A 12622-nucleotide genomic window follows, 5' to 3' on the forward strand; every position below is an offset into this window, starting at 1 on the left:
CGCCGGTGGGCGGTCGGAACACGAGGGCTCGACGGATGACTGAGGCGAGTGTCGCCGTACACGCGGACCCCGACCTGCTGGCGCAGGCGGTGGCGGCCCGGTTGGTGGTGAAGCTGCTCGACGCGCAGGCCGAGCGCGGCCAGGCGTCGGTGGTGCTGACCGGCGGGCGGATCGCCGCGGCGGTGTACCGGGCAATCGGGCAGCTACCCGCCCGGGACGCCGTCGACTGGGCCCGGGTCGACGTGTGGTGGGGCGACGAGCGGTTCCTGCCCGCCGGTGACCCGGAGCGCAACGAGACGCAGGCCCGGGCGGCGCTGCTGGACACGGTGCCGCTGGACCCGGCCCGGGTGCACCCGATGCCGGCCTCCGACGGCCCCGCCGGCGACGACCCGGAGGCGGCTGCCGCCGGCTATGCGCGGGAGCTGGCCGCCGCCGCCCGGCCCGGGAACGCGATCGTGCCGCACTTCGACGTGCTGATGCTCGGTGTCGGCGAGGACGGGCACGTGGCGTCGGTGTTCCCGGAGCACCCGGTGCACCACGACAACCGGCCGGTCAGCGCCGTGCGGGGCAGCCCGAAGCCGCCGCCGGTGCGGACCACGCTGACGCTGCCGACGATCAACACGGCCGAGGAGGTCTGGCTGATCGCCGCCGGGGCGGACAAGGCCGGGGCGGTGGGGATGGCGCTGGCCGGGGCCGGGCCGGTGCAGCTTCCTGCCGCAGGGGTGCGGGGCGTCTCCCGTACCCTCTGGCTGCTCGACCGGGCCGCGGCGGCCAACGTGCCGCCCCGCCTGCGCAGCCTCCGCTGAGCATGTAAGGAAGGGCCCCTTCTTAACGTCTCCGGTAGAGAAGGGGCCCCTCCTTAACACCTCGGGTCAGGCCCGGCCGCGGCGACGCCGCAGCGCGTCGAGGGCCTCGGCGAGCAGCGCCTCCCCCTCCTCCGGCGTGCGCCGCTCCTGCACGTACGCCAGGTGGGTCTTGTAGGGCTCGGCGCGCTGGCGGCCCGGCGGGTCGCCCGGGTCGGGGCCGGCCGGCTCGCCGCAGCGCGGGCACTCCCACGCGGCGGGCGTCTCGGCCTCGGCGGCGATCAGGAACTCGACCCGGTGCCCGTGGCGGCACCAGTAGACGACCGGGCGGCGCGGTGCGGGCTCCACCCGCTGGTCGAACCGCTCGGGGGCGGACCCGATCCGGGTGCCGCGGATGACGTTGTTGCTGGGCACGGTTGCTCGCTCCCTGTCGTCGGAGGGGACCGCCGCCGGAGGGGGCAGGCGACGGGCGACGTGCGGAGAAACAAAACTGCGCGCGGTCCGTGACGGACCGCGCGCAGATTGTACGCTTCTCAGCGCCGACTCAGGTGCCGCTGGCCATCTGCAGCCGCAGCCAGAGTCCGAGCCCGACGATGCACGCGAACCAGACGATTCCCACCAGAACGGTGTAGCGGTCGAGGTTCTTCTCGGCCACCGACGAACCGGCCAGGCTGGAGCTGACGCCACCGCCGAACATGCTCGACAACCCGCCGCCCTTACCGCGGTGCAGGAGGATCAGYMGGCGTACCTCACCACGCTGGTGCCGGTGGTGGGGGCGGCGTGGGCGGCGATCGCGGGGCCGGCGATACCTCCGGCGGTGGCGGCGATACCGGCAGCGGTCAGAACGGTCTTACGCAGCAGAGTGGTAGCCATGATGGTTGCCTCCCTGAAGTCGGGGGATCACGCGGCGAAGGGGGATGCCGCACGAGGGGGGAAGTCTTGGGGGTGCCCGTCGATAGGGCTGGCGCGCGGGCGACCCTGGGGGGCCTGCTCCGCGGCTCGGGGATGTAACGACGACCGGCCCGGGGTGATTCCCGCCGGTGGTGACTCCGTCCGGGGGCGACGGCCCGAGGGCGTTGCCTGGTGGCTCGGCCTCGGGGGATGTAACGACCCAGCGGGCCGGGCTCATTCCCGGGGACGCCCGGGGGTGCCCGTCGCTCGGGGATGTAACGACGACCGGCCCGGGCCGATTCCCTGACCTGGCGATCCGCTCCCGGGTGCCGGGCGGGCCGGTGTCCGGCGCTCGACCCGGTTCCTCGGCGGTCAGCCATGTACAACGCCCCGCGCCCGCCACCGATTCCACGCTGACGATGGCACCGACCACAGCCAGGCCCCCGCCCATCGCAACGAACCGGACATTGTTTACCAAAACCACCCAGCCGGGCGGAGGGGATCCGCGAGATCCCGGCTCCAGCAACAAGATCCACCCCTGCCGCGCGCGATCTTGCACTTTGGTGCCGGACATGCCTCGTGAAACGGGCATCCCACGGGCCAAAGTGCAAGATCGCGCGCGGGCCGGGGCCGGGGCGGGGGCGGGGGGCGGGGACGACGGGTCACCCGCCCTCGCGTGGCGGCACAACCCCCACCAAACCACCGCGGAAACCTCCCAGGAGGCGGGATGACGCTTCCGCCCATCGGGACCAGCGCCGTCGGTGGAACGTCATGGGTGTCAAATGCGGGCGGAGACACCCATGGTGTTCCACTCGGGCGTTGCCGGCGGGCCGGACAACGGGCGCGAGCAGGAACGGGCAGGAGCGGGGAACGGGTCAGGGGCGGGGGGCGGCTTCGGTGGTGGTGGTGGTGGAGCCGTCCAGCGCGGCCAGGATCGCCTCGGCCGTACGCCTGCCCACCCCGGGCACCTCGGTGATCTCCTCCACCGTGGCGGACGACAGCCGCTTCAGCGAGCCGAAGTGCCGCAGCAGCGCCTTGCGGCGTACGTCGCCGAGGCCGGGGACGTTGTCCAGCGCGGATTCGGTCATCCGCTTGGAGCGCCGCTGCCTGTGGAACGTGATGGCGAAGCGGTGCGCCTCGTCGCGGACCCGCTGCAGCAGGTAGAGCGCCTCGGAGGTGCGCGGCAGGATCACCGGGAACTCGTCGTCGGGCAGCCAGACCTCCTCCAGCCGCTTGGCCAGCCCGCACAGCGCCACGTCGTCGATGCCCAGCTCGGCGAGCGCCTTCGCGGCGGCGGCGACCTGGGGCGGACCGCCGTCGACCACCACGAGCTGCGGCGGGTACGCGAACTTGCGCGGCCGCCCGGTGGTCGGGTCGATGCCGGGCCGGTCGGGGTCGGAGGCGGTCTCCTCGCCCAGCTCACCGGTCTCGGCGCGGGCGTCGAGGTAGCGGGCGAAGCGCCGCCGCAGCACCTCGGACATGGCCGACAGGTCGTCGGTGGCGCCGCGCACGATGAACCGGCGGTATTCGCTCTTGCGCGGCAGCCCGTCCTCGAACACGACCATGCTGGCGACCACGTCGGTGCCCTGGATCTGGGACACGTCGAAGCATTCGATGCGCAGCGGTGAGGTGTTCATGGCGAGCGCGTCGGCGATCTCGTCGAGCGCCTGGCTGCGGGTGGTCAGGTCACCGGCCCGCTTGAGCTTGTGCCGGGCCAGCGCGTCCTTGGCGTTGCGCTCGACGGTCTCCAGCAGCGACCGCTTGTCGCCGCGCTGCGGCACCCGCAGCGACACCCGGCTGCCCCGGCGGGCGGTGAGCCAGTCGGCGAGCGCGTCGGCGTCGCCCGGCAGCTCGGGGACGAGCAGTTCGCGGGGCACGTCGGCCTCGCCCTGCTCGCCGCCGTACACCTGGGTGCAGAAGTGGTGCACGAGGTCGCCGGTGGTCAGCTCCTCGGTCTTCTCCACCACCCAGCCGCGCTGGCCGCGCACCCGGCCGCCGCGCACGTGGAAGACCTGCACGGCGGCTTCGAGCGGGTCGTCGGCGAACGCGACCACGTCGGCGTCGGTGCCGTCGCCGAGCACCACTGTCTGCTTCTCCATCGCCCGGCGCAGCGCCGCGACGTCGTCACGCAGCCGGGCGGCCCGCTCGAACTCCAGGTGCTCGCTGGCGTCGAGCATCTCCTTCTCCAGCCGCCGGACCATGGTGTCGGTGCGGCCGGCCATGAAGTCGCAGAATCCGTCGACGATCTCCCGGTGCTGTTCGGCGGTGACGCTGCCGACGCACGGCGCGGAGCACTTGCCGATGTAGCCCAGCAGGCAGGGCCGGCCGACCTGCCCGGCCCGCTTGAACACCCCGGACGAGCAGGTCCGCGCCGGGAAGACCCGCAGCAGCAGGTCGAGCGTCTCGCGGATCGCCCATGCGTGCGAGTACGGCCCGAAGTAGCGCACGCCCTTGCGCTTCACCCCGCGCATCACCTGCAACCGGGGGTATTCCTCGTCGAGGGTGACCGCGAGATAGGGGTACGACTTGTCGTCGCGGTAGCGGACGTTGAACCGGGGGTCGTACTGCTTGATCCAGGTGTATTCCTGCTGGAGCGCCTCGACCTCGGTGGCGACGGTGATCCAGTCGACCGACTCGGCGGTGAACACCATCTGCCGGGTGCGCTGGTGCAGGCCGACCGGGTCGGCGAAGTAGGAGTTGAGCCGGCTGCGCAGGTTGCGCGCCTTGCCGACGTAGATCACCCGGCCGGTGCCGTCGCGAAAGCGGTAGACCCCTGGCGACTCCGGGATGGTGCCGGGCGCGGGACGGTAGGTCGAGGGGTCAGCCACGGCGTCAAGCCTAGTCCGCACCCCTGACACACGACCGTCACCGCGCCCCCGCCGACGACCGGCCGGCGGGGGCGCGGAACGGGTCAGGCCAGCGTGATCTGGTCGCCGTCGACCTTGATCTCCTTCGCCGCGAGCGGCTTGGTGGCCGGGCCGCCCTTCACTGAGCCGTCGACGATCGAGAACCGGCTGTTGTGGCAGGTGCAGTTGATCGTGCCGCCGTCGACGTTCGACACCGGGCAGCGCTGGTGCGTGCAGATCGGGTCGAACGCCTTGAACTGGCCGGCCTCGGGCTGGGTGATCACCACGCCCTGGCTGGCGAAGACGGCGCCACCGCCCACCGGGATGTCCGAGGTGCGCGCCAGCGCGCTGCCGCCGTCCCGGTCGCCGCCGCCGGCGTCGCCGGTCGCGGTGGCGCCGGGCGGGCCGCCGCTGGTCGGTGCGAGGCCCGGGGACGCGTCGTCGTCGCTGCCGCAGCCCGCGAGCACCACGGCCGCGCCGATCGCTCCGGCTCCGGTGAGCAGGGTACGGCGGCTCTGGGTGACCGGTCGGGTCAGCGCCTGATCATCACTCATATCCGGCCTTTCTCTCGGCTTACTGCGGAAACACGCACCAGCGTGGGGCACGGTTCATACTGGCGCGTCACAGACCGGGCACCGACGGCCCGGCCTGCGAAAACGCGTACCGGATGGGTCAGCGCGCCCCGGCGGGGACCTTGCGGGTCCGCGACTTGGCGCTGCCGTTGGCCTTGGCCGCCCGGGTGGTGGCCGCCTTGGCGCCCTTGGCCTCGCCGTCGAGCTTGAGGATCGGCCGCAGGAACTGCCCGGTGTGGCTCTCCGGCACCTCGGCGACCTCCTCCGGCGTGCCGGTGGCGAGCACGGTGCCGCCCCGGTGGCCGCCCTCGGGGCCCATGTCGATGAGCCAGTCGGCCGTCTTGATCACGTCGAGGTTGTGCTCGATGGTGATGACCGTGTTGCCCTTGTCGACCAGGCCCTCCAGCACCATCAGCAGCTTGCGGATGTCCTCGAAGTGCAGGCCGGTGGTGGGCTCGTCGAGCACGTAGACGGTGCGGCCGGTGGAGCGCTTCTGGAGTTCGGAGGCGAGCTTGACGCGCTGCGCCTCACCGCCGGACAGCGTCGGAGCGGGCTGGCCGAGGCGGACGTAGCCGAGGCCGACGTCGACGAGCGTCCTGAGGTGCCGGTGGATGGCCGGGATGGCGGAGAAGAACTCGGCCGCCTCCTCGATCGGCATGTCCAGCACCTCGGCGACCGTCTTGCCCTTGTAGTGCACCTCGAGCGTCTCGCGGTTGTAGCGCGCGCCCTTGCACACCTCGCAGGGGACGTAGACGTCCGGCAGGAAGTTCATCTCGATCTTGATCGTGCCGTCACCGGAGCACGCCTCGCAGCGCCCGCCCTTGACGTTGAACGAGAACCGGCCCGGGCCGTACCCGCGCACCTTGGCCTCGGTGGTCTCGGCGAAGAGCTTGCGGATGTGGTCCCAGACACCGGTGTACGTGGCGGGGTTGGAGCGCGGCGTCCGCCCGATCGGCGACTGGTCCACGCCGACGACCTTGTCCACGTTCTCCAGGCCGGTGATCCGCGTGTGCCGGCCGGGCACCAGCCGGGCGCCGTTGATCTGGTTGGCGAGCACGGTGTAGAGGATGTCGTTCACCAGCGTCGACTTGCCCGAGCCGCTGACGCCGGTGACCGCGATGAGCTGGCCGAGCGGGAAGCTCACGGTGAGGTTGCGCAGGTTGTGCTCGCGCGCGCCGTGCACCACCAGTTCGCGCCCCGGCGTCTGCGGCCGGCGGGCGGCCGGCGTCGGGATGGACTTCCGCCCGGCCAGGTACGCCCCGGTGACCGACTCGGTGTTGTCCAGCAGCGCCGGCACCGACCCGCTGTGCACGATCTTGCCGCCGTGCTCGCCCGCGCCCGGGCCGATGTCGACGATCCAGTCCGCCACCCGGATGGTGTCCTCGTCGTGCTCGACCACGATCAGCGTGTTGCCCAGGCCGCGCAGCCGCAGCAGCGTCTCGATGAGCCGGTGGTTGTCGCGCTGGTGCAGGCCGATCGACGGCTCGTCGAGCACGTAGAGCACGCCGACCAGGCCGGAGCCGATCTGGGTGGCCAGCCGGATGCGCTGGGCCTCACCGCCGGAGAGCGTGCCGGCCGGGCGGTCCAGCGAGAGGTAGTCCAGACCGACGTCGAGCAGGAACTTCAGCCGGGCGTTGATCTCCTTGAGGACCCGCTCGGCGATCATCTTCTGCCGGTCGGTCAGCTCGATGCCGGCGAGCAGGTCGGCCGCCTCGCCGACGGAGAGGTTGCAGACCTCGGCGATGCTCTTGCCCGCCAGGGTGACCGCGAGCACCTCCGGCTTGAGCCGGGTGCCGCCGCAGGCCGCGCAGGGCACGTCCCGCATGTAGCCCTCGTACTTGTCCCGGGACCACTCCGACTCGGTGTCGGTGTGCCGGCGCTCGATCCACTGCACCACGCCCTCGAAGCCGGTGTAGTAGGAACGCTCGCGGCCGTACTTGTTGCGGTAGCGCACGTGCACCTGGTCGTCGGAGCCGTGCAGGATCGTCTTCTGCGCCCGCGACGGCAGCGCCCGCCACGGGGTGTCGATGTCGAAGTGCTCGGCCTCGCCGAGCGCCTCCAGCAGCCGCAGGAAGTATTCGAGGTTGTGCCCGGTGGCCCAGGGCTGGATCGCGCCCTCGCGCAGCGTGCGCTCCGGGTCGGGGATGACCAGCTCCGGGTCCACCTCCTTCTTGGTGCCCAGGCCGGTGCACTCCGGGCAGGCGCCGTACGGGGCGTTGAAGGAGAAGACCCGGGGTTCCAGATCCTCGATGGCGAGCGGGTGGTCGTTCGGGCAGGCCAGGTGCTCGGAGTAGCGGCGCTCCCGGGCCGGGTCGTCCTCCGCCAGGTCGACGAAGTCGAGCAGCACCAGGCCACCGGAGAGACCGAGCGCGGCCTCGACCGAGTCGGTCAGCCGCTGCTTGGCGCTCGGCTTGACGCTGAGCCGGTCGATCACCACCTCGATGGTGTGCTTCTCCTGCTTCTTGAGCTTCGGCGGCTCGGTGAGCGGGTGCACCACGCCGTCGACCCGGGCCCGGGCGTAGCCCTTGGCCTGGAGTTCGGCGAACAGGTCGACGTACTCGCCCTTGCGGCCGCGCACCACCGGCGCGAGCACCATGAACCGGGTGCCCTCGGCCATGGCCAGGACCCGGTCGACGATCTGCTGCGGGCTCTGCTTGGAGATCCGCTCGCCGCAGATCGGGCAGTGCGGCTCGCCGATGCGGGCGAACAGCAGGCGGAGGTAGTCGTAGACCTCGGTGATGGTGCCGACGGTGGAACGCGGGTTTCGCGAGGTGGACTTCTGGTCGATGGAGACGGCGGGACTGAGGCCCTCGATGAAGTCGACGTCGGGCTTGTCCATCTGGCCCAGGAACTGCCGGGCGTACGACGACAGCGACTCGACGTAGCGGCGCTGCCCCTCGGCGAAGATGGTGTCGAACGCCAGGCTCGACTTGCCCGAACCGGAGAGCCCGGTGAAGACGATCAGGGCGTCCCGGGGCAGGTCGAGACTGACGTCACGCAGGTTGTGCTCGCGCGCGCCACGGATGATCAGTCGGTCGGCCACGGTGCGTGTGCTCCCGGAAGAAGAATATGAGGCGGATCTGTGCACCAGACGCCGGGTCTGGGTGGTTTTCACAGGTTGTCGGGGGCGCAGAGAAGACGCCCCGGCAACTCTAGCCCCGACGTATGACAACTTCCGTCGCGCGAACATTCCCCCAGCTCAGGCCGGTCGGGCGCGAACCACGCAGGTCCACCCGACCGGCCCGGGCCGGCTCAGAATGCCCCTGGTGCGGGCGGGGTCGCCGGACGTCCGGTACGTCGCCGCCCGGCCCGCCATCCGCCCCGCCGTTCGGCCGCCAGCCGGGCCGCGCGGCGACCGCCCTCGTGCTCGATCTCCCGCTGCAGCCGCCGCCAGCTCTCCCAGCGGCGCACCGGCAGCTCGCCGTCGTCCAGCGCGGCCCGCACCGCGCAGCCCGGCTCGGCGTCGTGGGCGCAGTCGGCGTACCGGCAGCTGGCGGCCAGCGCGGTGATGTCGGCGAACGCCCGGTCCAGCCCGGCCGCGCCGTCGAGCAGGCCGACCGCCCGTACGCCGGGGGTGTCCAGCACCGCTCCCCCACCCGGCAGCGGCACCAGCGACCGCCAGGTGGTGGTGTGCCGGCCCTTGCCGTCGACCCGGCGGATCGCCTGGGTACGCATCACGTCCGCGCCGGCCAGCGCGTTGACCAGGCTCGACTTGCCGGCCCCGGAGGGGCCGAGCAGGCCGAGCGTGCGGCCCGGGGCGACGTGCCGGCGCAGCGGCGCCAGCCCGGTGCCCCGCTCGGCGCTGACCGGCAGCACCGGCACCCCCGGCGCGAGGTCGGCCAGTTGCCGGGCCACCGCCGCCGGATCGGCGGCCAGGTCGGCCTTGGTGAGCACGACGAGCGGCTCCGCCCCGGATTCGTGCACCAGGGAGAGCAGCCGTTCGATCCGCGCGGCGTCCGGTTCCGGGTGCACCGGCTCGACCACCGCGGCGGCGTCGAGGTTGGCGGCCAGCACCTGGCCGCTGGAGTCCTTGCCGGCGGTGCGCCGCACCAGCGCGGTACGCCGCGGCAGCACCGTCTCCACCGTGACCGGGCCGTCCGGCCAGGTGGACAGCAGCACCCAGTCACCCGCGCAGGGCAGCGCCGTCAGATCGCGGGCGGCGGCGGACAGCACGCCGCCACCGAGGCTGGCCCGCACCGGCCCCTGCGGGCACAGCACGGTGCAGACGCCCCGGTCCACCCGGGCGACCCGCCCGTGACGGTGGCCGGCGCGCCGGTCGAGATGGGCCGCCCAGCCGGCGTCCCAGCCGAGGGCGGTCAGATCGAGAGTCATGGTGTCCTCATCGGTGTCGAGGGGAGATACGGCGGAACACACGCGCTGCGACCGGCATGCACACCACCTCCCCTCCGACTCCCGGTGCCGCGTTCGCGACGACGTGGACCCCGGCGCGTGCGGCGCCGGTCCGATGTCGTCGGCCCCGACGGTAGGTGCCGCGCCGACGCGCCGAAAGCGATTTCCCCCCGGGCACGGCCCGGTCCGGCCCGCTAGGGTCGGACGGGTGAGAACGCGATGACCGCCGACCCCCTGCTGCTGACCGGCCCGCTGGCCGAGGCGAACGACCGGCTGCTGCGTACCGTGTCCGGCCTGACCGCCGCGGACGTCGCGGCGCCCTCACTGCTGCCGGGCTGGACCCGCGCGCACGTGCTCACCCACCTGGCCCGCAACGCCGACGGGTTCGTCAACCTGCTCACCTCGGCGCGCACCGGCGAGGAGATCCCGATGTACGCCTCGGCGCAGGCCCGCGCCGACGACATCGACGCCGGCGCCGACCGCGGCCCGGCCGACCTGCTGGACGACGTACGCCGCAGCGGCCAGCGCTTCGACGCGGCGGTCGCGGCGATGCCCGTCGACGCCTGGGGCGCCACGGTGCAGACCCGGCGCGGCCCGTGGCCGGCGGCGATGCTGGTCTGGGGGCGGCTGCGCGAGGTCGAGGTGCACCACGTCGACCTGGCGGCCGGTTACCGGCCCGCGGACTGGCCGGAGGCGTTCGCCCAGCGGCTGCTGCACGAGGTGGTGACCGGGCTGGCCGGCAACCCGGCGGCACCGGCCATGGTGCTGCGTTTCGACGGCGCGGCGTCCGAACTCGTCGTGGGTGACCCGGAGGGGGCGCCCACGGTCACCGGCCCCGCGCCGGAACTCGCCGCCTGGCTGACCGGCCGGGGCGCGGGCGAGCTGCTCACCGTCGAACCCGACGGCCCCCTGCCGAACCCACCGGAATGGATCTGAACATCGTCATGACCTACACCGGAGACGTCACGCCTGGCGGTCCGCCGGCCGTGCGCGAGCTCGACCGGCTCACCGTCACCAAGCTGTCGGTGGGCCCGATGGACAACAACGCCTATCTGCTGCGCTGCAACGCCACCGGCGAGCAGGTGCTGATCGACGCCGCGAACGAGGCGCCGCGCCTGCTGGAGCTGGTCGGTGACGGCGGGCTGGCCGCCGTGGTGACCACCCACCAGCACATGGACCACTGGGTCGCGCTGGAGGAGGTGGTGGCAAAGACCGGGGCACGGGCGCTGGTGCACGCCGACGACGCCGAGGGCCTGCCGATCGAGGCCGAGCGGCTCGCCGACGGCGACACGGTGCCGGTCGGCGACTGTACGCTGGAGGTCATCCACCTGCGCGGGCACACGCCGGGCTCGATCGCGCTGCTCTACCGCGACCCGGCCGGCACCCCGCACCTCTTCACCGGTGACTCGCTCTTCCCGGGTGGCGTGGGCAACACGGACCAGGACCCGGAGCGTTTCGGCCGGCTCATCGACGACGTCGAGGCCAAGCTCTTCGACCGGCTGCCGGACGACACCTGGTTCTATCCGGGCCACGGCAAGGACAGCGCCATCGGCGCCGAGCGGCCCGCGGTGCCGCAGTGGCGCGCCCGCGGCTGGTGAGCACGCCCGGTCCGGCCTCCCCCGTGACGGCCGGGCCGGGCGCGGTCAGCCGGTGACCGCCCGCAGCCGCCGCCGGGTGGCGAGCAGCACCGGGCCGGCCAGCAGCAGCCCGACCGCCATGGTCAGCACCGTGGGGTTGAGCGCCGCGGGCAGCAGGCCGGTCAGTGCCCGCGCGGCGAGCCCCAGCGCCACGTAGAGGCCGGCCCACGCGGTGGCCCCGGCCGCCGCGCAGACCAGGAACCGCCGGTACGACATCCGCAGCCCGCCCGCGGCCAGCGGCAGCAACGCGTTGAACACCGGCAGGAACGGCGCCACCAGCACGATCCGTCCGCCGCCGCGGTGCAGCAGCGTCTCGGCGGCGGCCCAGCGGGACTCGCCGATCCAGCCGCCCACCCGGCTGTCCCGCAGCCGCCCGCCCCAGCGCCGGCCGGCGAAGAAGCTCAGCGACCAGCCGGCCAGGCAGCCGGCGACCACCGCCGCGACGGTGAGCGCCCCTCCGGCCGGGCGACCCGCGCCGACCGCCGCGAGGACCGCGGCGTCGCCGGGCACCAGCACCCCGATCAGGGGTACGGCGTCGGCGATCATGACCACGCCGAGCAGCCCCATCAGCAGGGTGGTGGGCAGCTCACCGGCGGCGGCCACGAGTTCGTTCATGAGCTGCACGCTATGCGGCGGCGGCACGCCGGCACATCGGGCATGATCCCCCAGTGGTCCCCGACACCCGACCGGGGAGACCCCTAGGGTCAGCGGGGGCGCAGCACCTGCACCCGGCGTACCGGGGAGTCGACGGAGGGTTCCGTGGTCGGCACCGGATAGCTGGCCACCAGTTCCAGCCCGTCCGGCGGCAGGTGGCCCCGGTCCGGGTCGCCGACCAGCACCTGTACCCCGTGTGCGGCACACCGCCGCAGGTAGGGCAGGACCCGGGCGGCCAGCCCCGCGTCGTAGAGCGCGTCCCCGGCCACCAGCAGGTCGGCGCCCGCCACCCCGTCGAGCAGGTCGGCGCCGTCGGCCGTCACCCGGACCCGGTTGGCTCGCGCGTTGACGGTGACCGCGGCCACCGCGTACGGGTCGATGTCGTTCGCGACCACCTCGTCGGCCCCGGCGAGCGCGGCGGCGATGGCGACCAGTCCCGATCCGGCGCCCAGGTCGAGCACCCGCCGCCCGGCGGCCAGCTCCGGGTGGTCCAGCAGGTGCCGGGCGAGCGCCTGCCCACCGGCCCACACCGACGCCCAGTACGGCGGCGGCAGCGGCCGCCCGGCGGCGGCCTCCATCCGGGCCCACCACAGGATGGCGTCCTCGGCCAGGTGCAGGCGCACCTCCGGCACGAACGGCGTACCGACCAGGCGCAGGCGGTCCGGGCCCGCGCCGGGCGCCGCGATCTCCTGCTCCAGGTCGGCCAGAGCCGTCTGCCTGCTCATCGGGGCAAGCATGCCGCGCCCCGCCCGACGGCGGGGTCTTTTTCCGGTCCCGCACGTATTCACGGGCGCGCCGCGCGCTTCCGGCAGCGGATTCCGGTCCGGACGGTTACTGTCGGGGTGGTACAGGGCGATCACCGGCCGCGG

Annotated in this window: 11 protein-coding genes and 1 pseudogene; 3 read left to right on the forward strand and 9 right to left on the reverse strand. The window is 73.4% G+C overall.

Annotated features, from left to right (window positions below; translation table 11 throughout):
• The first annotated feature begins 35 nt into the window (after positions 1-35).
• On the forward strand, positions 36-806 hold the full coding sequence (pgl, locus tag NMK34_RS20725; protein ID WP_135241178.1) for a 6-phosphogluconolactonase: 771 nt from the start codon (positions 36-38) through the stop codon (positions 804-806).
• Positions 807-872: 66 nt separating this feature from the next.
• Here the strand turns inward: pgl and NMK34_RS20730 are convergent, their stop codons facing one another.
• The 7 genes and pseudogenes from NMK34_RS20730 to rsgA form a co-directional block, all read right to left on the reverse strand.
• Positions 873-1217, reverse strand: coding sequence for an RNA polymerase-binding protein RbpA (locus tag NMK34_RS20730; RefSeq protein ID WP_013287462.1), 345 nt, complete (start codon positions 1215-1217; stop codon positions 873-875).
• 130 nt (positions 1218-1347) lie between these two features.
• A pseudogene (gene secG, locus NMK34_RS20735) lies at positions 1348-1542 on the reverse strand (preprotein translocase subunit SecG); the annotation flags it as partial.
• The gene (locus NMK34_RS20740) at positions 1539-1676 is read right to left on the reverse strand and encodes a hypothetical protein (protein WP_318334828.1); all 138 of its coding nucleotides are present in this window, start codon (positions 1674-1676) and stop codon (positions 1539-1541) included. The pseudogene secG and the gene NMK34_RS20740, both read right to left, overlap by 4 nt.
• A gap of 893 nt (positions 1677-2569) precedes the next feature.
• Complete coding sequence (gene uvrC, locus NMK34_RS20745; RefSeq protein WP_318334829.1) at positions 2570-4522, reverse strand: excinuclease ABC subunit UvrC; 1953 nt, start codon at positions 4520-4522, stop codon at positions 2570-2572.
• Positions 4523-4605: 83 nt separating this feature from the next.
• Positions 4606-5094, reverse strand: a complete 489-nt coding sequence (locus tag NMK34_RS20750; protein WP_013287473.1) for a Rieske (2Fe-2S) protein — start codon at positions 5092-5094, stop codon at positions 4606-4608.
• A 118-nt stretch (positions 5095-5212) separates the two neighbouring features.
• Entirely contained in the window at positions 5213-8155 is a 2943-nt protein-coding gene (uvrA, locus tag NMK34_RS20755) for an excinuclease ABC subunit UvrA (RefSeq protein WP_318334830.1), read from the reverse strand.
• 209 nt (positions 8156-8364) lie between these two features.
• Positions 8365-9444, reverse strand: a complete 1080-nt coding sequence (rsgA, locus tag NMK34_RS20760) for a ribosome small subunit-dependent GTPase A (RefSeq protein ID WP_318334831.1) — start codon at positions 9442-9444, stop codon at positions 8365-8367.
• Positions 9445-9681: 237 nt separating this feature from the next.
• On the opposite strand from rsgA, the gene NMK34_RS20765 reads away from it, so the two are divergent.
• Positions 9682-10398: a maleylpyruvate isomerase family mycothiol-dependent enzyme gene (locus NMK34_RS20765; RefSeq protein WP_030274151.1), complete on the forward strand. Its 717-nt coding sequence runs from the start codon at positions 9682-9684 to the stop codon at positions 10396-10398.
• An 8-nt stretch (positions 10399-10406) separates the two neighbouring features.
• Positions 10407-11060, forward strand: a complete 654-nt coding sequence (locus tag NMK34_RS20770; protein WP_318334832.1) for an MBL fold metallo-hydrolase — start codon at positions 10407-10409, stop codon at positions 11058-11060.
• A 45-nt stretch (positions 11061-11105) separates the two neighbouring features.
• Here NMK34_RS20770 and NMK34_RS20775 read toward each other — a convergent pair whose 3' ends face one another.
• Positions 11106-11714, reverse strand: a complete 609-nt coding sequence (locus tag NMK34_RS20775) for a DedA family protein (RefSeq protein ID WP_318334833.1) — start codon at positions 11712-11714, stop codon at positions 11106-11108.
• A gap of 89 nt (positions 11715-11803) precedes the next feature.
• Complete coding sequence (locus NMK34_RS20780; RefSeq protein WP_318334834.1) at positions 11804-12478, reverse strand: class I SAM-dependent methyltransferase; 675 nt, start codon at positions 12476-12478, stop codon at positions 11804-11806.
• Positions 12479-12622: the final 144 nt, after the last annotated feature.

This window comes from Micromonospora sp. BRA006-A, assembly GCF_033433935.1.
GTDB classification, from domain to species: Bacteria; Actinomycetota; Actinomycetes; order Mycobacteriales; family Micromonosporaceae; genus Micromonospora; species Micromonospora aurantiaca.

Coding starts and splice junctions, on each gene's coding strand:
- pgl (WP_135241178.1), top strand. CDS start 36: ATGACTGAGGCGAGTGTCGCCGTACACGCGGACCCCGACCTGCTGGCG.
- NMK34_RS20750 (WP_013287473.1), bottom strand. CDS start 5,094: ATGAGTGATGATCAGGCGCTGACCCGACCGGTCACCCAGAGCCGCCGT.
- rsgA (WP_318334831.1), bottom strand. CDS start 9,444: ATGACTCTCGATCTGACCGCCCTCGGCTGGGACGCCGGCTGGGCGGCC.
- NMK34_RS20765 (WP_030274151.1), top strand. CDS start 9,682: ATGACCGCCGACCCCCTGCTGCTGACCGGCCCGCTGGCCGAGGCGAAC.
- NMK34_RS20770 (WP_318334832.1), top strand. CDS start 10,407: ATGACCTACACCGGAGACGTCACGCCTGGCGGTCCGCCGGCCGTGCGC.
- NMK34_RS20775 (WP_318334833.1), bottom strand. CDS start 11,714: ATGAACGAACTCGTGGCCGCCGCCGGTGAGCTGCCCACCACCCTGCTG.
- NMK34_RS20780 (WP_318334834.1), bottom strand. CDS start 12,478: ATGAGCAGGCAGACGGCTCTGGCCGACCTGGAGCAGGAGATCGCGGCG.